The organism is Pseudophaeobacter sp., assembly GCF_048267565.1.
GTDB classification, from domain to species: Bacteria; Pseudomonadota; Alphaproteobacteria; order Rhodobacterales; family Rhodobacteraceae; genus Pseudophaeobacter; species Pseudophaeobacter profundi.
Genome location: NZ_JBLWXG010000004.1, coordinates 281,949 through 300,763 on the forward strand (window position 1 = coordinate 281,949; position 18,815 = coordinate 300,763).

Consider the following 18,815-nt stretch of genomic DNA (forward strand, 5'->3'; position numbering starts at 1 on the left):
GCCACAGTCGGGAAAGCGCTTGCGGACTATCAAGCACAGGCTCCCATGGTGCGGTGCCTAGGTTGCAATCTCTCTAGCTCACCTGAGCGCTCTGGAGTGTCAGCCTCCGAGCAAGCGGGCCGGGCACGGGAATGTCGCATAGGGTGTCAGTAGGCATGTTCGCCATTCTCCTCCACGGTTCTCCAGATCCCCATGGCAGCGATCACAATGCCGCAGGCAATCGCAATCCACATGGCCATTGGCGAATAGGTGAATCCCAAGACCCATGGCGAGGCCACGAGCCAGACACCAAGCACGATGTCGAGCCACTCTTCCCATTTCCTGAAATAGAAGAGAGCGGGCGCACCGAGAATGATGGCGGCGACACCCGCGATCGCGAAGTTGGCGATCAGCAGCGTCAGGCTCATACCCTCCGGCGGCGTGATCGCGAAAACGAAGGGGGTAGCAACAAGTACGACACCAGCAACGAGCGTGATACCATCCTGAAAATGCATCCGTTCCATGATTTCTTCCTCCAGTAAAAAGACATGGTCGGGCATTGTGCATTGGAAATGCCGAGTCTTCATTGACTGCAATCAACGGCTGTCCGTTCGTAGCGAATTTTTCATCCTCTGGTCTTGAATGACGGTATCGTGTTGTCCGCCGTCAATGCGTGAGAAACTGCATCCCGCAAAGTTCGACTCGCGAAAAAGGAGGAAACCGATGACCAAGACAAAACAGGAGCGCAGAGCGCGCCCGAATGGAGAAACAGCGTCACCGTTCAACTCTCCGCTTGATTTTTTCCAGCTTTGCGGAGCCATAGCTAAGGTTCAGGCAAGCGGATGGCAGCAGGTGGTTCGGATGAACCAGGAGTATCTTGAATTCCTGAACCGACGGCTGGAACGGGATCGCGAACTGGCCACTGACCTTGCGGACCGGAAGGATCCTGCCGAAGCCTGGGCGGCGTGGGCCGCATTCTATCAGGCTGCACAGCGAGATTACTCAGAGGAGGTCGACCGATTGACCGAACTTTATGCGAATGGTGCTCGCGCCGCGACAGCTGACATCCAGCAGCAGTTGGAGGAAACGGCTGCTATGGCGATGAACAGTGCATTTGCCGCCACGAGCGCGACAAAATCAGAGGCAGTGTGATGTTGGTCCAGACGGGGCTGACATGGTTTGACGGTTCGCCGGAGGGAGAGGCGCAATTGCAGTCTGCGATAGATGTTGCGCTTTGGTTCAAGGCACACCTCAGCGTGGCATCCGTCTCCTATATTCCCGAATTCCGGCCCTCCGCGCAATATACACCAGAACGCATCGTGCTTCGGATGCAGGCGGTGAAAGAAGCGTTGGACCGTACGCGGCTGGTGTTCGCCAGGCTCGACGCACAAGATGTCCCTGGCGTTGCGTTTCCGTTTGTCACGACACGGAAAAATTTCAAACGACAGTTCAAGGGTCTTTCACGATGCGCTGATATTATCGTGCAGTCCGAAACGTTGCGGCTCATTGAAGATAGGGCGTCGCCCTTTGGCGCACAGAAGATGACCGCCTGATAGGCCCGTGAAATCCATCTTGATGTGTGAAGACAGGTTTTCTTTCCCCTCCCCGAAATGGAGCGCGCCTTCAGAGAGCTATCAAATGGCCGTTCGAAATGATCTTTAAGCGGTTTCGCTGATCTTCCTTAAACCAGAGCAATCAAGCCTGATCATTGCTGACGTTATCCTTCTCGGCCTGCGCCACATTGCGTTTGACGTTCAAAAAACTGTCCGGCGTCACCGAGATCGTGTCGATCCCGGCGCTTACCAGCAGGCGCGCGAAATTCGGGTCATTGCTGGGCGCCTGACCGCAGAGCCCGACCTTCCGTCCTGCCTCGTGTGCACGCAGAATGGCGGTTTCGATCATCCAGAGCACCGCCGGGTCACGCTCGCGGAACACATCGGCCAGCGCTTCGCTATCGCGATCAACGCCCAGCGTAAGTTGGGTCAGATCATTTGATCCGATGGAGAAGCCGTCAAACCGCGCGGCAAACTCCTTGGCCCGGATCACGTTCGATGGGATCTCGGTCATCACGTAGACTTCGAGACCATTCTCTCCACGTCGAAGGCCATTTGCGGCCATTACTTCCAGCACCTTGTCCGCCTCTTCGGGGGAACGACAGAAGGGCACCATCGCGATGACGTTGGTAAAGCCCATGTCGTCCCTCAACCGCTTTAGTGCCGCGCATTCCAGTGCAAAGGCATCGCGGTAGAAAGCCGAATAATAGCGCGCGGCACCTCTGAGGCCGATCATCGGGTTTTCTTCTGATGGTTCGAAATGACGACCGCCCAGAAGGTCGGCGTATTCATTCGACTTGAAGTCGCTCAACCGGACAATCACCGGTTTCGGATGCCAGACAGAGGCAATCCGCGCCAGGCCCATAGCCAGCCGCTGTGTGAAATAGCTGGGGCCGTCCTGATATCCCTTCATCAGTTTTGTAATGGCACGGAATTCAGCCGCGTCCGTCACCTGCTCGGGCTTCAGCAGCGCGAGCGGGTGCACCTTTATTTCGTTGCTGATCAAGAATTCCATCCGGGCCAACCCGACGCCGTCCGCAGGGAGACGCCACCAACGGGCGGCGGCCGAAGGATTGGCGATATTCAGCATCACGCCGGTCTGCGTCTGTGGCACGTCGTCAAGCGAGATGTCGCTGACCTCGATCTGTCCGAGCCCATCATAGACCGCCCCAGTTTCCCCTTCGGCGCAAGAGACGGTAACGTCCTGACCTTCGTGCAGTATATGAGTTGCGTTGCCTGTGCCGACAACTGCCGGAACTCCCAGTTCTCGGCTGACGATGGCAGCGTGCGATGTTCGTCCGCCGTGGTCGGTGACAACGGCAGCGGCACGTTTCATGATCGGCACCCAATCGGGGTCGGTGGTCGAGGTGACAAGCACCGAGCCATCAACGAAGCGGTCGATCTCCTGCGCTGAGCGGATCAGGCAAACTCGGCCCATGGCGGCTGCATCCCCGACACTCAGCCCCTGTACCATCAGCTTGCCAGCGGGTGTGACGTTGAATGACTGGAACACCGCCCCAGACTTGCGTGATTGTACAGTTTCAGGGCGCGCCTGAACGATGAACAAATCACCGGTCTTGCCGTCCTTGGCCCACTCCATGTCCATGGCGACACCGTAATGCGCCTCGATGATCTTCGCATATCGGGCCAGTTCCACGGCTTCGGCGTCGCTCAATGTGAATCGCTCGCGTTCAGCCACCGAGGTTGGCACGTTGCGTGTCGCGGCTTCGTCGGACCGGCCATAGATCATCTTGATCTCCTTCGTGCCCAGGGTCTTGGCAATGATCGGCAGTCAGTCGGCATCGTCCAGGAAGGGTTTGAAAACCTGGAATTCATCCGGGTTCACCGCGCCTTGAACAACGTTCTCTCCCAACCCCCAGGCACCATTTATCAGCACGAAACGGTCACACCCGGTCTCTGTGTCTATCGAAAACATGACACCTGAACTGCCGATGTCAGAGCGCACCATGAACTGAACGCCAACCGACAAGGCGACTTCGGTCCGACCGAACCCCAGGAGTTGACGGTAGCTGATTGCCCGGTCGGTAAAGAGCGAGGCATAGCACCGGCGGCACGCATCAAGCAGCGCCGCCTCTCCGGTGATGTTTAGAAAGGTCTCTTGCTGTCCGGCGAAACTTGCATCTGGCAAGTCCTCGGCAGTGGCGGAAGACCGAACGGCAACCGATGGCTCTTTTTGACCGCTGCGTTTTGCGAGCTCTCGATAGGCGGCGCGTATCGCTTCCGCTGTTTCCTTGGGCCATTTGGCGGCGATGATCGCGGCTCGAATGGCCGCACCCGCCTCATGCAGCGTCGTGTGTCCGTCCTCCAGCGCCTCAATCCGCTTGGTGATGACAGGTTTCAGACCGTTGGCCGCGATAAAGCCGCGATAAGCCCAGGCTGTCGTGGCAAAGCCGTCTGGCACTCGGATGTTCTTGGCCGATAGGGTCGAAATCATCTCGCCCAATGACGCATTCTTGCCGCCCACGACTGCGATATCGCTACGGCGCAGTCCATCGTACCAGACCAGGTGTTTGTCCAAATTCCATGCTCCTCAGCCAGTCTTGCAACAAACTGTGACACGCGAGGTCGCGCCGTCATTGATGGCAGTCAATGCGCAGGGGGTCAGGCGCGTGGCACATTCTCGCAGGGCAATGCGAAATTGCGGTAAGGGGACCCGTGAACATGAAACTGCTGGCTGCGGCGGACAGGATCGAGACGGTGGCGACACAACTGACCAAGGCTGAGGTTGCCCCTGTGCTTGAAGCGATCCGCAAGGTGCGGCCGGATCTCGCGGTGACGGAGGCAGAGTTGTGCTCGGTTGAGCAACTGCTGCACTTTGTTGATCGGGTGGTGCCGGGTTGGAGCATCCTGCTACGGGGCGATGCGCTGGAGCCTGACGGTCATTGGCGCTGCACATTGCGTGAGAATGTCTCACGGGACAGTGACGAATATATCGGGGTTGGCAAGGGGGCGTCCCTTTCATCCGCTATTCTGGCCGCAACCCTGCGCGTTATCGATTCCCAGGTATCCCCCCAGGCGTACAAATGACAATAATCCTATTGTCATTTGCCAGTTTATCATCAGATTTGGCGGATGAGGATGCGCAGATTGGTTGCATCGGATATCGGGGTTTCGCGCCGGAAGTTTGAGCAATCAAGAGATGTGTTGATCGTTGGGTTCAGCGCCAGTGATCCTAGCATTTTTCCAATCGGCATTGCGGCAATAGGGCCTTGGTTTCGGACAGGTCGCAAAAGGTGGTGCCTTTGGTGCCAACTGTAGCGGCAGCAGCTGCAACGCCCCATCTGAGGGCCTGTTCAGGCCTGTCGCCACGCGAAAGCGAGAGGGTAAAGGCCCCTACGAAAGCATCACCTGCACCAATTTTGCTGCGCTGGGGGACTTTGGGGGCGTGGCAGAAAAATCTTCGATGTCCGGCAACCATAACTGACCCCTCTGCGCCGTGACCTGTCACGACAATCCTCGCAACCCCGCGCCGCACGAGCTGTTCGCTATAGGCTAGATTGTCGGAAATCGACCGCACCGGGTGCGCAACCGCCTTTTCGATTTCGCTGCGATCCAGCCTCAAGACATCAAGAGGGGAAACCGGGGCTTCAATCAGGCGCAACAGCGGTGCCTTGGATGTGTCGACAACCAACCTCCCATTGCGCCGCGAAACAGCTGCCTGCACATCTTGCGGATAGGTGTCAGCTAGGCCATTGGGGATGCCACCGCTGAGCACGACATAATCGTCACCTGCCAGCGTGCCAGAGATCTGGTCCAGTATTTCTTGAGCGTCACTTTCATCAACGGGCGCTCCCGGCAGGGTGAAGCGGAACTGTTCTTCGGTCTCTTCGTCGGTAACTGCCAGACTGTAGCCGGTTTCTGCGGCAATCCGGCATTGCGCAACGGGGACGTTTTCTGCCGCCAACAACTGCAACAGGCGATTGCCCATTGCTCCGCCAACCACAACAAACGCCATGACAGGCCCACCCAGCTTGACAATCGTTCGGGCAACGTTGACCCCGCCGCCACCGGGATCAATCTGCGGTTGGCGGCAATACAGTTTCGGCCCGGCAGTCACATGGCTTGTCGATGTTGAATAATCAACGGCCGGTTTGAGGGTGATCGTCAGGATCTTGCGCATGATTTCCATTCTTATCTCGGCCTGCTCTCTGGACAAGAGGGTACGGCATGGTGGGCTTCACCGCTCTGCAACGAAAGGCGCGGGTCGCCTGCAGAAACGATACCGGCCTGGGGGGCCTGATGTGTTGCTTCGGCCTGTTCTCTCTGATCAAGATTCACGCTTTTGTCTTGGCAATCAGGACCAGGACCAGGCCCATGCATCAGGGAACCAGAACGGCGGCCCCGGTGAACCGACCGGAGCGAAGGTCCTCCAGCGCAAGATTGGCCTGTTCCAGAGGATAGGTCGTGGTTTCGGTCTTGATACCGGCCTCAATGGCCAGCGGTAGAAATTCCTCTCCATCGGCACGCGTCAGGTTCGCGACCGAGCGGATGACCCGTTCATGCCAGAGGTCTGCGTAGGGAAAGGCAGGTATATCACTCATGTGGATACCGCCCGACACGACGCTGCCGCCCCGGCGCACCACCTTCAGCGCCTTGGGAACCAGCGCGCCGACCGGCGCAAAAATCAATGCGGCATCCAGCGGTTCGGGCGGGCGGTCCTCGGACGATCCAGCCCAGACCGCGCCCAGACGACGGGCAAAGGCCTGCGCCGACTGGTCGCCGGGCCGGGTGAAGGCATAGACCTTCTTGCCCTGCCAGACGCAGAGCTGGCACAGGATATGCGCCGCCGCCCCAAATCCGTAAAGCCCGATATGGTCGGCGGCACCGGCGAGCGTCAACGTGCGGTATCCTATCAGCCCGGCGCAAAGCAGCGGCGCCAGTTGCACCGGGTCTGCATCCTCGGGCAGAGGAAAGACATATCCGGCGTCGGCCACACAGAGTTCGCCATATCCGCCATTTTGTGTGTAGCCAGTGAATTCAGGCGCGGCGCAGAGGTTTTCGCGATGCGCACGGCAATGCGGACATGTCCCGCATGTGCGGCCAAGCCAAGGCACCCCGGCCCGCTGGCCCAGTGTCAGGCTTTTTACACCCGCGCCAAGCGCGTCGACACGCCCGACGATCTCGTGCCCAGGTATCAGCGGGAGCTTGGGGTGCGGCAGCTCGCCATCCAGAATATGCAAATCGGTGCGACAGACACCGCAGGCCTCCACCCTGAGCCGCACTTCGCCCGGCCCCGGCTCGGGGTCCGGCAGATCACGGAGGATCAGCGGGGCGTTCTGTTTTTCCAGGACCATCGCGCGCATAGGTGTCTTTACTTAGGTTGGCGGCCTAAATGGCCGCATCAGTTATGGACCCCTTCAAGATGAGAGACCCTTCGGGAGGGGTGGCAAAATAGAAGGTCGGGTCGTTCCTCGCGGGTTCTGAAACCGCCGTTTGACTTTCCCGCTGAACAATCCGCACCGCATTGACGACGCTCAATTTCCGCCGCAATTCGGCTGCGCCGTCGTTGGTCACTTCACCCGGGCGGCCAGATAGGACAGTGCCAGCGCCAGGGTGGCGATCTGCGGATAATCCGTTTCCGGGATGTCGACATTCAGCCGCCGATGCAGGGCGGTCACCAGATTCAGGACATCCATCGAGTCGAGCTCCAGATCGTCCTGCAGGTGATCATCCTCGCCCAGGGTGGCCGGGTCGATGTCGGGGGCGATGGCGGTCAGTTCCTCGATGAAAGCGGTGCGAATGTCTGCCTTGGTCATAGTGTCTCCGGCGATGCGATACGGGATTGGAATTCGGCGATGAAGCGCGCTGCCTGCCGGCCGTCGCTGACGCGGTGATCGACGGACAGGGTCAGGGTGACAACGGTCCGTGGCACAACCGCGCCGTTCACCACCCATGGGCGCAGCTTGGGCGCCCCCAGACCGACCAGCGCGACCTGCGGCGGAAAGATAACGCCGGCCATCGCCTCGGCCCCGGTCTCGCCGAGGCTGGAAATCGTGATGCTACCGTCGGTCAGTTCCGAGGACCGGAGCCGCCCGGCCCGTGCGCGCAGGACCAGGTCGCGCATGCCGGCCATCGTTTCATCGACGGACATCGCGCCCGCGTCGATCAGCGCCGGGGCTACCAGGCCGCCCCCCCGCAAGGCCACGGCGATACCGGCGTTTACCCGGTCTGAGGGGCAAAAAGCGCCGTCGACGTATCGCCCGTTCACCGACGCCACCTTCGCGGCAGCCAAGGCCGTGGCCCGCACAAACAGCGCCCCCAGAAGCAGCCGGTCAGAGGGCAACCGATCTGCGTTCCGGGCGTCCACCCACTCGTGCGCGGGCTGCACGTCTATGGTTTCTGACAGGTAGAAATGCGGGATTGTCTGCTTGGACCGCACCATCGCCGCGGCAATGGCCCTGCGCATTTCCGCCATCGGCGTGGCGGTCTGTCCTCTCGTTGCGGCCGGCTTTGGTGCCTCCAGATCTGTCAGCAGAACCGCACCCGCCGGGCCGCTACCGGTGACCGTCGCCAGGTCGATGCCCAGTTCACGGGCCCGCAGGCGCGCGGCGGGCGAGGCAGCGGTAGCACTGCGGGGCAGGGGGGCCGCAACCGCTGGGCCGGGCGCGGCTTCCGGCTTGTCGGCAACGGCAGGCGCTTTGGGCTTCTTTGGTTCCGGCGCAGTCTCGCCGGGGCCAAGGATCAGCGCCAGCGGCGCACCTACGGGCAGGGTCGCACCCAGATCGGCCTGCAATTCCTGCACTTTGCCCTCTTCGAAACATTCGATCTCGATGGCGCCTTTCTGGGTCTCGACCACTGCAACCACGTCGCCCCGGTGCACTTCGTCTCCGGGTTTCACCAGCCACTCGACCAGCGTGCCCGCTTCCATATCGGCCCCCAGCGACGGCATGGCGAAGATACCCATCAGGCCCGCCCCAACATTGCGCGTGCGGCGGCCAGGATGTCGGGCGCTTGCGGTATCGCGGCGTCTTCCAGGTGTTTGGGATAGGGGATCGGCACTTCTGCCGCGCAGACGCGCCCCACTGGCGCATCAAGCGACCAGAAGGCCTGCTCCATGATCCGGGCCGAGATCTCGGCGGCCAATGATCCGCTGCGCCAACCCTCGTCCACGATCAGCGCGTGGCGCGTCTTGGCAACAGAGGCCATGATCGCCGCGTCATCCAGCGGGCGCAGGCTGCGCAGGTCGATGACCTCGGCCTCGATGCCGTCCCCGGCCAAGGCCTCCGCCGCCTGCAACGTCTTGAATAGCGACCCGCCATAGGTGATGAGGCTCAGCTCGCGCCCCTCGCGCCGCACAGCTGCCCTGGAGATGTCGACCGCACCGGCGTTGTTGTCGATCTGGCCGGTCATGTTGTAAAGCATCACGTTCTCGAAGATCAGCACCGGATCAGGGTCTTTCAGCGCTGTCCACAACATGCCGCGCGCGTCCTCCAATGTGGCGGGGGCCAGCACCTTCAGCCCCGGAATATGGGCATACCATCCCTCCAGACTGTGCGAATGCTGCGCCGCCAGCTGCTTGCCCGCGCCGGTCGCCATGCGGATCACCAGCGGGACGCCGAATTGCCCGCCCGACATGTGCCGGAGCGTCGCCGTCGTGTTCATGATCTGGTCAAGGGCCAGCAGCGAGAAATTGACGGTCATCAACTCGACGATGGGCCGCATCCCGGCTGCCGCCGCGCCGATGCCCGCGCCGGTGAACCCGCTTTCCGACAGTGGCGTGTCGCGGATCCGGTCCTCTCCGAATTCCGCCATCAGGCCTTTCGAGACCGCGTAGCAGCCGCCATAGGCCCCCACATCCTCGCCCATCAGGAAGACCCTGTCGTCGCGGATCATTGCGTCGCGGATCGCCTGTTTCACCGCCTCGCGGTAGGTGGTTTCCACCAGCTCACCCGAGGGTGTCGTTGGCTCTGGCGGTTCCGGCGCGGGGCCATGCACGTGCTGTGCCAGCTGATCAACCGGCTCCCATGTTGCACCCTCGGCAAAGGCCACGGCGCCGGCGATCTCGGCATCGGCCTCAGCTTCGATCTGGGCCATGTCGCTTTCGTGGATCAGGTGGTTTTCCAGCAGCCAGCCCTGAAAGCGGATGATCGGGCCGTGCTTGCGCCACTCCTCGATCTCGGCCTTGTCACGGTAGAGCTGCGCGTCAAACATGGAATGCGGCCGGAACCGGTAGGTCTTGCACTCGAGGAACACCGGCTTGCCGGTCTCGCGGATCTTGCCGATGGCCTTGCGCGCCGCTGCCTCCACCGCGACGACGTCCATGCCATCGACCTGGCGCGCCTCCAGCCCGTAGGAGGCTGCTTTCTTGTGGATATCAGTTTCCGACTCGGTCCGGGCCAGCGCCGAACCCATCGCGTAGCTGTTGTTCTCGCAGATGAACAGCACCGGCAGCGACCAGAGCACGGCCAGGTTCATCGCTTCGTGAAACTCCCCCTCGGCCACGGCGCCCTCGCCAAAGAAACAGGACGTCACCGTGTCCGCACCCTGCATCCTGTCCGCCAGCGCGAGGCCAGTCGCCAGCGGCAGACCGCCGCCCACGATGGCGTTGCCGCCGTAGAAATTGCTGTCGGCATCAAAAACATGCATCGACCCGCCGCGCCCGCCCGAGCAGCCTTCGGCCTTGCCATACATCTCTGCCATGATTTTTGTCATCGGCACGCCGCGGACCAGCGCGTGCCCGTGCTCGCGATAGGTGGCGACGACCCGGTCCTGTGGTGTGAGCACCGGGATGACCCCGGCGGCAATTGCCTCCTCCCCGTCATAGAGATGCAGGAAGCCACGAATTTTTTCCTGGGTGTATAGCTCGGCACATTTGTCCTCAAAACGGCGGACGCGGATCATGTCTCGGAGCAGCGCAAGAACGTGATTTCGGTCAAGTTTGGGTTTGTCGAGCGCGCTCATTTCTCATCAGCCTCCAGAGTGGAAATGTCACCTTCCGGAAGACCCAGTTCCCGCGCCTTGAGCAGCCGCCGCATGATCTTGCCAGAACGGGTCTTGGGCAGGTTTTCACGGAACACCACCGCGCGCGGAGAAACCGCCGGGCCAAGCCTTTTGCGGGCGTGGCCGCGCAAGTCGCGCTCCAGCGCCGCGCTGGCCGTGAAACCCGGATTCAGCGTGACATAGGCCTTCACGATCTCGCCTGCGGTTTTGTCCGGCAGGCCGATAACGCCTGCTTCGGCCACCGCAGGGTGCTCGATCAAAACGCTTTCCACCTCAAAAGGTCCAACCAGGTGGCCGGAGGTCTTGATCAGGTCGTCTGCCCGTCCGACAAACCAGAAATACCCGTCCTTGTCTCGCGTGGCGAGGTCGCCCGACAGGTACCAACCGTCCACGAAGCACTTGTCGTAGCGGGCCTGCTCGTTCAGGTAGGCGCGCATCATCGAGGGCCAGCCGGGCCGGAGCGCCAGTTCGCCGATCTCACCGGTGCCGAGTTCCTTTAGCGTACCATTCCGATGTTCGACGATCCCGGCCTCGATCCCCGGCATCGGCTTGCCCATCGCGCCGGGCTTGACCGTCATGCCGGGCAGGTTGGCGATCATGATCCCGCCGGTTTCGGTCTGCCACCAGTTGTCATGAAACGGCTTGCCGAAGACCTTTTCTGACCAGATGACCGCTTCGGGGTTCAGCGGCTCTCCCACACTGGCGAGGAACCTCAGCGAGGAAAAGTCATAGGGTTTCGCCACATCCGCGCCCGCGCGCATCATCATCCGGATCGCGGTCGGCGCGGAATACCAGACTTCGACTTTTTCCCGCTCAATCGTGGCGTACCAGCGATCAAGGTCGAACTCTGCCTCGTCCACGATCATCTTTACCCTTTGAACGAGCGGCGCGATGATGCCGTAGGATGTGCCGGTGACCCAGCCGGGATCGGCGGTGCACCAATAGGTCGTCCCCGGTGTCAGATCCAGCGCGTGCCGCCCTGAGAAGGCGTGGTAGAGCACCGCCTCATGGACATGGACCGCGCCCTTCGGCCGCCCCGTCGTGCCAGAGGTGAAATGAATGAGCGCCGGATCTTCGGGCCGGGTAGGGGCAGTGTCGAAATCGGGTGATGCCGCTTCCATCGCGGAGTCAAGAGCAACGCAGCCCTCGGCGGCATCCTCACCGGTGACCAGGACCAGCTGCAGCGATCCAATCTTGTCGCGCCAGGCCGCGATCTTGCGCTTGTAGAGTTCCGGTGTGGTGACCAGCACCTTTGCAGCACCGATCTCCATCCGGGTGCGGATGGGGCCCGGCCCGAAGGCGGAGAAGAGCGGTGTGAAAACCATGCCGGCCTTCAGCGTACCGATCGCGGCTATGTAAAGCTCGGGAATGCGACCAAGCAGCACAAAGACGCTGTCGCCAGGCGCAAGCCCATGGGCGGCAAGGAGGTTGGCGAAACGCGAGGATTGGCGGGCCAGCTCGGCATAGCTCAGGTCTTGGCGATCGCCATCTTTGCCAAGCCAGAGCATCGCCGTTTCATTCCCATGCCCGTGTATCACATGCCGGCCCACCGCCTCATAGGCGATGTTCAGCGTACCGCCGGGCATGTCGAGCATTACACGGGCTTCGGCCCAAGGGTCCGCATCATGGTCTATCGCGCGATTGGTCATCGACGGAAGCTCCTCCTCATTGACCAGACTTGGGGGAGACGGGGGAGGCCGCATTGACGGCGATCAATGCACCGCGGAGTCAATCCCTGTCGTCGGCCACCGTGGATGCAGTCCAATCGGCCAGAACCCTATTGAGAGCGGTCCAGTCGGTATACTCGATATCAGCGGAAAGATCCGCTGACGGATCCTTGTTCGCAAGGATGCGGCGCATCACGAAACGGCGGAAAACATCGTATTCAGAGGGCTTATAGGCACCCGCCAACTGTTCGACCCGATTGGGGGTCCAGCCGGTGGCTAGGGTGAAATTGGTCAGAATTTGGTCCAGTCCCTGCCAGTCTTCGGCTTCGTGGCCCGCAGCGGCAAGCGAGACCGAGAGGAACAGACTGGACAGCGCAGACAGAGTGTCGGCACGTTTGGCGCAGAACTCCGTCAGCGCCTTTTGATAGTGCCCGATATGGACCGATGCTGCCAGCACCACCGCATCAAAGCGTGCCAGGTCGATGTCATCTGCATCGGCAATCGGCAGGAGTTCTGCCATATGGCCCGCATCCGCAAGCCAATCCGCAGCGACGCGGCAAATCTTGCGGGTTTGACCGTCGGTCGAGGCGTAGGCGACGAGAATTTTCATGACTCTCCTCTTTAAATCGCTTCGGTTCCGGCAGCATTGACGGCTGTCAATCTGATCGGAGACCAGCGTTGCGCGGCTACGATGGGAATGCCTTGACCGCGATCAATGGCGGCGTGGCATCTGAGAGCTATCATCTAGGTGCTGGAGGGGGCGGCGTCCTCCAGATCGTGATTGGTCGCCCGGAAGAGGACAAGCCGAGGAAATGACAGTGACGGGATCTTGATCCTGGGCGCGCTACGGATGCCGAAAGGAGGAGAAAGACATGAAGATCAAAGATTTGATCCCTTGGGCGCGCAAAGACCATGCGCCCGAACCGAAGACCGACGATGAGAACTCCATTTCCAGTCTGCAGCGTGAAATGAATCGCGTGTTCGATAGCTTTTGGGCCCGCGCGGGCGATCTTGACTGGCCGTGGGCTGGCGGAGAGGCGAAATCCGACATGGTCGAAACGAACGACCGCGTTGAAGTCTCGATTGAACTTCCCGGTATGGACATGTCGGACATCGAGGTGACGGTCACCGACGACACGCTGACCGTGAAGGGCGAGAAGAAGGTCGAGCGGCAGGAAGAGAAGAAGGGGTATTACCTCTCTGAGCGCAGCTACGGCGCGATATATCGTATGATCCCGCTGCCCCCAGGCGTCGATGGCGAAAAAGCCGAGGCCAGCTTCAAGAACGGTGTGCTGACCGTCAAGCTGCCGCAACTCCCAGGGGCCTAGGTCAAGGCAAACGTGTCGCGGCTCAACCCGCCCGGCCCCGTCTCAAGGTGCCGCCGTGGGCGACCCCGGCGACGCGACTTTGCAAAGGAGATCAACCATGCTGAGCCGACTGGCTTTTCTTTTCGTCTTGTCGACTAGCGTTGCTGCGGGGGCCGCTTCTGCCCAAGTGGAAGCGCTAGAGCTGGATGAGCGCGGGATCCCGACCATCGCGCCGCTGATTGATGCTGTGGATGATGCGGTGGTCAATATTGCAGTCGTCTCTGAACGGCCTGCGCAGATGTCGCCCCTCTTTCGTGATCCATTCTTCCAGCCCTTTTTGCCGCCGCTTGATCAGCTGCCTCCACAGCGGCAGATGAGTGCTGGTTCCGGGGGCATTATCGACGCTGGTGAAGGGTTCATTCTGACCAATAATCACGTCATCGAAAACGGGGATGAAATCCGCGTCATCCTGCGCGACAACCGGACTTTCGAGGCCGATTTGATTGGCCGTGATCCATCCACTGATATCGCGGTGCTCAGGATTGCGGCGGGTGAACTCACAGAGGTGCCGTTGGGAAATTCCGAGAACCTGCTGGTTGGTGACTTCGTGGTCGCCATTGGCAATCCGTTTGGCCTCGGCCAGACTGTTACCAGCGGCATAATTTCGGCGCTTGGCCGGTCGGGGATCAATCCCGAGGGCTACGAGGACTTCATCCAGACTGACGCCTCGATCAACCCCGGTAATTCGGGTGGTGCGCTTATCACCCTCGATGGAAATCTCGTCGGCATCAACACGGCGATTATCGCCCCCAATGGCGGCGGCAATGTTGGTATCGGCTTTGCCGTGCCGATCAACATGGCGCTGGCCGTCATGGATCAACTTGTCGAATTCGGCGAGGTTCAGCGCGGGCGTCTCGGAGTTATAATCCAGGACCTTACGCCTGATCTGGCGGAGGCGTTTGATGTCGAAGCGGAGACTGGTGTCATCGTGAACTCTGTCGAACCTGGTATGCCCGCAGACGATGTCGGCCTTGCTGCCGGAGACGTCATCGTTGCGGTGGACGGCAAAACAGTCGAGGGTTCTGCCGATCTACGCCAGAAGATCGGGTTGCGCCGACCGGGCGATGAGATTGAAATCACTTATGTGCGCGACGGCGAGCGCCGCATGGTAGAGGTGGCGCTGGCCGATGCTGGTGGGCTGCGGAAGACCAAGCGTGAGCCTGGCGGATCCGACGCCCTGGCCGGTGTCCATCTGTCGATCCTGGACGGTTCGCACCCGGCATGGGGGGAGGTCGAGGGTGTTGTCGCCTCCGAGATCGCGCCCGGCAGCCGCGCTGCGCGTGCGGGGCTTGAAGTCGGCGACGTGATCACCGCCGTCAATCGGCGGTCGGTGGAAACGATACGCGAGATCGACCGCGCGTTGAAAGAAGCGCCGGGCGCTGTCGCCCTGACAATATGGCGCGATGGCCGGACGATGTTGATCGTGCTAAGGTCGTAGTCGGCCAAGGGACGCGTGACAGGGGTGCTTGGGAGTTGACGACCAATGCTCGGGCCGCCTGAGACTGAGGTGCGGCGGGCAACGCGCACGCGGCATAAGGCATAGGAGGGTTTCGGTCGGTTGCAGAACAGTCGCCCGGCCGACAAAAAATGATGAACTCAGATCCCTACAAGATACTTGGCCTGACCAAGACTGCGACGCAGGACGAAATCAAGAAAGCCTACCGCAAGCTGGTTAAGGATCTGCATCCCGACCTGCACCCGGACGATGCAGCCAAGCAGGAGCGTTTCAAGGCTGTGTCAGCCGCCTATGGTCTTCTCTCTGACCCCGAAAAGCGGCGCCGCTTTGATGCGGGCGAGATCGACGCGAGCGGGCAGGAGAGGCCGGAACGCCAGTATTATCACCAATATGCAGACCGGGAAGACGGTCACCGATATGACCCCAGAACCGGTTCAGGTACGGGGATGGGTGAGGACGACCTTGGAGGCATCTTCTCGCAATTCTTCGGTCGCGGCACCGGTGGTCAGGGGCGGGGCGGCTTTCGCCAAGAGATGTACGCCCGCGGCCAGGATCTGCGCTATCATCTTGAGGTTGATTTTCTCGATGCTGCGCGTGGCACGAAACGGCGCGTTACCATGCCGGACGGCAACGATATCGATATCACCATTCCACCGGGCCTGAAGGACGGCCAGACCCTGCGTCTGCGCGGCAAAGGGGCACCGGGATTCGGCCAGGGCAAACCGGGGGACGCGCTGGTGACCGTCGCGGTGCGCCCGCATCCCGTGTTCAGCCTGTCCGGCGATGATATCGAGATGGAGTTGCCAATCACCTTCGACGAGGCCGTTCTGGGCGTAAAAGTTGATGTGCCGACCGTGTCGGGGTCGGTGTCGGTGACAATTCCCGAGGGCGCGTCTTCCGGGCAGCGCCTGCGCCTGCGCGGCAAGGGCATCAAGGGCTCCAGGGGAAAGGTCGGAGACCAGATCGTTCGGCTGAAGATTGTGCTGCCCAAACATATCGATGGAGACCTGAAAGACCTGGCGCGCCGCTGGCGAGACAAAGCCGGTTTTGACCCGCGGGCCGAATTGCGGAGGATGACATGAGCCACACGGAGGAGATGGTCCTGGCCGAGATCCGTCGGCTGACCCGCCGCGACCTTCGTCTTTGGGTGCGCGAAGGATGGGTGCGACCAGCACTAGGCGAGGCCGGGCCGCGCTATGATGACCTCGACGTTGCGCGAATTCGCCTCCTTTGCGATTTGCGCAAGGATATGGCGCTGCCCTCAACCGCTGTACCGGTGGTTCTGACGCTGATCGACCGGCTGCATCAGACCCGGCGTGACTTGTTCAGCTTGTTGGAGGTGATCGAAGATCAGCCCGACAGTGTCAGGCACGCGGTTGTGGCACGCCTTCGCGCGCGGTTTGGTGAAAATGCACCAGGGGGACCAACTGATGAAAGTCAACGCCGTGGTCATCCTGGCAAGGAAACGTGGGGAAAAGGAGGGTAGTTGGATGCACAGAGCACTGACCGCACATTATCGCCTATTGGCGGTGGCCTATCGTCGCTATGTAGACGCAGATTTCAGGCTGATGAAGGCACGGAATGAATTGCGTTCGTTCTTTCCGGTCGATCGGGCACCATATCGCCGCACCATTGGCGCGCCGGGGTCGGCCGTTCGCCGTCTTCACAAGGAGCGCGATCAGGCCTTGCTCCGATTTCAGTCGGCCTATGCGAAATTCAAAACGGCGAAAGCGCGCGTTCATCAAAGAGAAGCAAGCCGCCGGATAACGCTGCTTTTGAGCGTTCAAGGCGAATAGCGCGCCCCGCCTTCCCTCTGTTTCAGGTTAAAGGCGGGGCGCTTTGATCGTGCCAGACCCGAAGGCTTAGATGGTGACGGGGGGCACCATGCCGACGATGTCATAGGTTTGACGCAGGATTGGCGCGGTGATGGCGCGTGCGCGTTCAGAGCCGCGGGTCAGGATCTTGTCGATCTCATCCTGGTGCTGCATCAGCCGGGCCATCTCGGTTGAGATGGGGGCCAGTTTGGCAACTGCCAGGTCCACCAGCATTGGCTTGAACTCTGAAAACTGCTTGCCCCCGACATCGGCCAGCACCTGATCAACGGTTTGTTCGTTGAGCGCGGCATAGATGTTGATCAGATTTCGGGCCTCTGGCCGGTCTTCCAGGCCCTTGGCCTCGCTAGGCAGCGCGTCAGGATCGGTCTTGGCCTTGCGGATCTTCTTGGCGATGGTCTCGGCATCGTCGGTCATGTTGATGCGGCTGGCGTCAGAGGGGTCGGACTTGGACATTTTCTTGGCGCCGTCTCGCAGGCTCATCACGCGGGTGGCCGCGCCTTCGATCACCGGTTCTGTCAGCGGGAAGAAATCAACGCCATAGTCGTGGTTGAATTTGGTGGCGATGTCGCGGGTCAGTTCCAGATGCTGTTTCTGATCCTCACCCACTGGCACATGGGTGGCGTGGTAGATCAGGATATCTGCCGCCATCAAGGAGGGATACGCCAGCAGGCCAAGCGAGGCATTTTGCGCGTTCTTGCCGGCCTTGTCCTTGAATTGGGTCATCCGCTGCATCCAGCCCATGCGGGCAACGCAGTTGAACACCCAGGCCAGTTGCGCGTGCTCGGGCACCTGGCTCTGGTTGATCAGGATGGATTTTTCAGGGTCGATACCCGCGGCAATGAAGCCGGCGCAGAGTTCACGGGTGGCCTGACGCAGATTGGCGGGGTCCTGCCAGACGGTGATCGCATGCAGGTCAACCATGCAATAGATGCTTTCGACATCGTTGGCCTGCCAGTCGACAAAACGCTTCAGGGCGCCAAGGTAATTGCCCAGGTGCAGGTTGCCGGAGGGCTGAATGCCGGAAAAGACACGCGGCGTGAAGGTGGTGTCGCTCATGTGGGCGTAACTCCCGTCTGGAATTATGGTCCCTAGTCGCTTACCCATGGGTTTCGGCAGCGTCAACAGGCAGCATCAACAGGCGGTATCCAGCACGGTATCGGGGGCCCGATCCAGGGCGGGCCCCGGACAGGTCCCGGGGCGAGGCCCGAGCGTTACAATAAGGGTTGGTAAGGCCACCCAAGGAGGACAAGATCCATGAGCAATGATACGAATATCTCTCCGGTTAATCCGCTGCCGCCCGCCGTTGTGGCGCTCGTGCTGGTGATCATGGGGATCGAAGCGGTGTTCTCGCTGGGGCAGCGCGGTATCCTGGGCGGCCCCGAGGCGATTGGCTGGCGATTGGAGGCCTTTCAATCCTACGCGTTTTCGCCAGAAATATTCTGGTGGATGGTCGAGACGGGACAATGGCCGACCGAACATCTGATCCGGTTTCTGTCTTATGCCTTTGTACATGGGGCCTTTACCCATGCCTTGTTCGTCTGTGTCTTTGTGCTGGCCATGGGCAAGATGGTGGGGGAGGTCATGGGGGATTGGGCGATGGTCCTCATTTTTGTTCTCTCGGCCACCGGCGGCGCGGTTGGCTATGCGGTGCTGATCGACAGCGCGGCGCCGTTGATCGGTGGTTTTCCCGCGGTTTATGGCTTGATCGGGGCCTTTACCCATATCCTTTGGCGCCAGTTGTCGCTGGTGGGGGCACAGCAAAGCCGCGCCTTTTCGCTGATTGCCTTTCTTATGGGGGTGCAGCTGTTGTTTGGCCTGTTGTTTGGCGGCTCGCAGGACTGGGTGGCGGATCTATGTGGGTTTGCCACCGGGTTTGGGCTGTCGTTTTTTCTGGCACCTGGCGGCTGGGCGCGGATCCGCAGTAAAATCAAACGCGACTAGTGGCTGCCCGCCGAGCAAGGGCTCCCGCCCGGATGGCGGCCGTGAAACACGGCCTT

General features: G+C 60.8%; 18 protein-coding genes and 1 pseudogene. 9 read left to right on the top strand and 10 right to left on the bottom strand.

Annotated elements, in window-relative coordinates; genetic code table 11:
• Positions 1 to 146 precede the first annotated feature (146 nt).
• Positions 147 to 503, bottom strand: coding sequence for an SPW repeat protein (locus ACN0VH_RS12150; protein WP_417700724.1), 357 nt, complete (start codon positions 501 to 503; stop codon positions 147 to 149).
• 199 nt (positions 504 to 702) lie between these two features.
• Between ACN0VH_RS12150 and ACN0VH_RS12155 the strand changes: the two genes are divergently transcribed.
• Both ACN0VH_RS12155 and ACN0VH_RS12160 read left to right on the top strand, forming a co-directional pair.
• Positions 703 to 1,131 (top strand): phasin family protein, encoded by a 429-nt coding sequence (locus tag ACN0VH_RS12155; RefSeq protein WP_278923630.1) that lies wholly within the window; start codon positions 703 to 705, stop codon positions 1,129 to 1,131.
• Positions 1,131 to 1,532 carry an adenine nucleotide alpha hydrolase family protein gene (locus ACN0VH_RS12160; RefSeq protein WP_278923629.1) on the top strand — a complete coding sequence of 134 codons (402 nt, stop codon included), beginning with the start codon at positions 1,131 to 1,133 and terminating at the stop codon, positions 1,530 to 1,532. The genes ACN0VH_RS12155 and ACN0VH_RS12160 overlap by 1 nt, the downstream gene beginning before the upstream one ends.
• 142 nt (positions 1,533 to 1,674) lie before the next feature.
• On the opposite strand, the pseudogene ppsA reads toward ACN0VH_RS12160, so the two are convergent.
• Positions 1,675 to 3,987, bottom strand: a pseudogene (gene ppsA, locus ACN0VH_RS12165) (phosphoenolpyruvate synthase).
• A gap of 227 nt (positions 3,988 to 4,214) precedes the next feature.
• On the opposite strand from ppsA, the gene ACN0VH_RS12170 reads away from it, so the two are divergent.
• Positions 4,215 to 4,580 (top strand): hypothetical protein, encoded by a 366-nt coding sequence (locus ACN0VH_RS12170; RefSeq protein WP_417700725.1) that lies wholly within the window; start codon positions 4,215 to 4,217, stop codon positions 4,578 to 4,580.
• A 145-nt stretch (positions 4,581 to 4,725) separates the two neighbouring features.
• On the opposite strand, the gene ACN0VH_RS12175 is transcribed toward ACN0VH_RS12170, so the two are convergent.
• From ACN0VH_RS12175 to ACN0VH_RS12205, 7 genes are all read right to left on the bottom strand, one after another.
• Positions 4,726 to 5,673, bottom strand: a complete 948-nt coding sequence (locus ACN0VH_RS12175) for a 1-phosphofructokinase family hexose kinase (RefSeq protein ID WP_417700726.1) — start codon at positions 5,671 to 5,673, stop codon at positions 4,726 to 4,728.
• A 199-nt stretch (positions 5,674 to 5,872) separates the two neighbouring features.
• On the bottom strand, positions 5,873 to 6,856 hold the full coding sequence (locus ACN0VH_RS12180; protein WP_417700727.1) for a zinc-dependent alcohol dehydrogenase family protein: 984 nt from the start codon (positions 6,854 to 6,856) through the stop codon (positions 5,873 to 5,875).
• 207 nt (positions 6,857 to 7,063) lie between these two features.
• Entirely contained in the window at positions 7,064 to 7,309 is a 246-nt protein-coding gene (locus tag ACN0VH_RS12185) for an acyl carrier protein (RefSeq protein WP_278923624.1), read from the bottom strand.
• Entirely contained in the window at positions 7,306 to 8,457 is a 1,152-nt protein-coding gene (locus tag ACN0VH_RS12190; RefSeq protein ID WP_417700728.1) for a dihydrolipoamide acetyltransferase family protein, read from the bottom strand. Before ACN0VH_RS12190 ends, ACN0VH_RS12185 begins: the two co-directional genes overlap by 4 nt.
• Positions 8,457 to 10,454, bottom strand: a complete 1,998-nt coding sequence (gene pdhA, locus ACN0VH_RS12195) for a pyruvate dehydrogenase (acetyl-transferring) E1 component subunit alpha (protein WP_417700729.1) — start codon at positions 10,452 to 10,454, stop codon at positions 8,457 to 8,459. Before pdhA ends, ACN0VH_RS12190 begins: the two co-directional genes overlap by 1 nt.
• The gene (acsA, locus tag ACN0VH_RS12200) at positions 10,451 to 12,142 is read right to left on the bottom strand and encodes an acetate--CoA ligase (RefSeq protein ID WP_417700730.1); all 1,692 of its coding nucleotides are present in this window, start codon (positions 12,140 to 12,142) and stop codon (positions 10,451 to 10,453) included. The genes pdhA and acsA overlap by 4 nt, the downstream gene beginning before the upstream one ends.
• Positions 12,143 to 12,221: 79 nt before the next feature.
• The gene (locus ACN0VH_RS12205; RefSeq protein WP_417700731.1) at positions 12,222 to 12,770 is read right to left on the bottom strand and encodes a flavodoxin domain-containing protein; all 549 of its coding nucleotides are present in this window, start codon (positions 12,768 to 12,770) and stop codon (positions 12,222 to 12,224) included.
• A gap of 262 nt (positions 12,771 to 13,032) precedes the next feature.
• Here ACN0VH_RS12205 and ACN0VH_RS12210 point away from each other — a divergent pair, with 262 nt between their 5' ends.
• The 5 genes from ACN0VH_RS12210 (at position 13,033) to ACN0VH_RS12230 (ending at position 16,779) form a co-directional block, all read left to right on the top strand.
• Entirely contained in the window at positions 13,033 to 13,488 is a 456-nt protein-coding gene (locus ACN0VH_RS12210) for an Hsp20/alpha crystallin family protein (RefSeq protein WP_278923620.1), read from the top strand.
• Positions 13,489 to 13,585: 97 nt separating this feature from the next.
• On the top strand, positions 13,586 to 14,965 hold the full coding sequence (locus tag ACN0VH_RS12215; protein WP_417700732.1) for a Do family serine endopeptidase: 1,380 nt from the start codon (positions 13,586 to 13,588) through the stop codon (positions 14,963 to 14,965).
• 152 nt (positions 14,966 to 15,117) lie between these two features.
• Positions 15,118 to 16,065 (top strand): DnaJ C-terminal domain-containing protein, encoded by a 948-nt coding sequence (locus ACN0VH_RS12220; protein WP_417700733.1) that lies wholly within the window; start codon positions 15,118 to 15,120, stop codon positions 16,063 to 16,065.
• Positions 16,062 to 16,469 carry a MerR family transcriptional regulator gene (locus ACN0VH_RS12225; RefSeq protein ID WP_417700734.1) on the top strand — a complete coding sequence of 136 codons (408 nt, stop codon included), beginning with the start codon at positions 16,062 to 16,064 and terminating at the stop codon, positions 16,467 to 16,469. The genes ACN0VH_RS12220 and ACN0VH_RS12225 overlap by 4 nt, the downstream gene beginning before the upstream one ends.
• 4 nt (positions 16,470 to 16,473) lie before the next feature.
• Positions 16,474 to 16,779, top strand: coding sequence for a hypothetical protein (locus tag ACN0VH_RS12230; RefSeq protein ID WP_417700735.1), 306 nt, complete (start codon positions 16,474 to 16,476; stop codon positions 16,777 to 16,779).
• 66 nt (positions 16,780 to 16,845) lie between these two features.
• Here the strand turns inward: ACN0VH_RS12230 and trpS are convergent, their stop codons facing one another.
• Positions 16,846 to 17,874 (bottom strand): tryptophan--tRNA ligase, encoded by a 1,029-nt coding sequence (gene trpS, locus ACN0VH_RS12235; protein WP_278923616.1) that lies wholly within the window; start codon positions 17,872 to 17,874, stop codon positions 16,846 to 16,848.
• 198 nt (positions 17,875 to 18,072) lie between these two features.
• Here trpS and ACN0VH_RS12240 point away from each other — a divergent pair, with 198 nt between their 5' ends.
• Positions 18,073 to 18,759: a rhomboid family intramembrane serine protease gene (locus ACN0VH_RS12240; RefSeq protein ID WP_417700736.1), complete on the top strand. Its 687-nt coding sequence runs from the start codon at positions 18,073 to 18,075 to the stop codon at positions 18,757 to 18,759.
• Positions 18,760 to 18,815 lie beyond the last annotated feature (56 nt).

Bases quoted from the DNA above. Each gene is read 5' to 3' on its own strand.
- ACN0VH_RS12150 (WP_417700724.1), bottom strand. From the start codon at position 503: ATGGAACGGATGCATTTTCAGGATGGTATCACGCTCGTTGCTGGTGTC.
- ACN0VH_RS12155 (WP_278923630.1), top strand. From the start codon at position 703: ATGACCAAGACAAAACAGGAGCGCAGAGCGCGCCCGAATGGAGAAACA.
- ACN0VH_RS12160 (WP_278923629.1), top strand. From the start codon at position 1,131: ATGTTGGTCCAGACGGGGCTGACATGGTTTGACGGTTCGCCGGAGGGA.
- ACN0VH_RS12170 (WP_417700725.1), top strand. From the start codon at position 4,215: ATGAAACTGCTGGCTGCGGCGGACAGGATCGAGACGGTGGCGACACAA.
- ACN0VH_RS12175 (WP_417700726.1), bottom strand. From the start codon at position 5,673: ATGCGCAAGATCCTGACGATCACCCTCAAACCGGCCGTTGATTATTCA.
- ACN0VH_RS12180 (WP_417700727.1), bottom strand. From the start codon at position 6,856: ATGCGCGCGATGGTCCTGGAAAAACAGAACGCCCCGCTGATCCTCCGT.
- ACN0VH_RS12185 (WP_278923624.1), bottom strand. From the start codon at position 7,309: ATGACCAAGGCAGACATTCGCACCGCTTTCATCGAGGAACTGACCGCC.
- ACN0VH_RS12190 (WP_417700728.1), bottom strand. From the start codon at position 8,457: ATGGGTATCTTCGCCATGCCGTCGCTGGGGGCCGATATGGAAGCGGGC.
- pdhA (WP_417700729.1), bottom strand. From the start codon at position 10,454: ATGAGCGCGCTCGACAAACCCAAACTTGACCGAAATCACGTTCTTGCG.
- acsA (WP_417700730.1), bottom strand. From the start codon at position 12,142: ATGACCAATCGCGCGATAGACCATGATGCGGACCCTTGGGCCGAAGCC.
- ACN0VH_RS12205 (WP_417700731.1), bottom strand. From the start codon at position 12,770: ATGAAAATTCTCGTCGCCTACGCCTCGACCGACGGTCAAACCCGCAAG.
- ACN0VH_RS12210 (WP_278923620.1), top strand. From the start codon at position 13,033: ATGAAGATCAAAGATTTGATCCCTTGGGCGCGCAAAGACCATGCGCCC.
- ACN0VH_RS12215 (WP_417700732.1), top strand. From the start codon at position 13,586: ATGCTGAGCCGACTGGCTTTTCTTTTCGTCTTGTCGACTAGCGTTGCT.
- ACN0VH_RS12220 (WP_417700733.1), top strand. From the start codon at position 15,118: ATGAACTCAGATCCCTACAAGATACTTGGCCTGACCAAGACTGCGACG.
- ACN0VH_RS12225 (WP_417700734.1), top strand. From the start codon at position 16,062: ATGAGCCACACGGAGGAGATGGTCCTGGCCGAGATCCGTCGGCTGACC.
- ACN0VH_RS12230 (WP_417700735.1), top strand. From the start codon at position 16,474: ATGCACAGAGCACTGACCGCACATTATCGCCTATTGGCGGTGGCCTAT.
- trpS (WP_278923616.1), bottom strand. From the start codon at position 17,874: ATGAGCGACACCACCTTCACGCCGCGTGTCTTTTCCGGCATTCAGCCC.
- ACN0VH_RS12240 (WP_417700736.1), top strand. From the start codon at position 18,073: ATGAGCAATGATACGAATATCTCTCCGGTTAATCCGCTGCCGCCCGCC.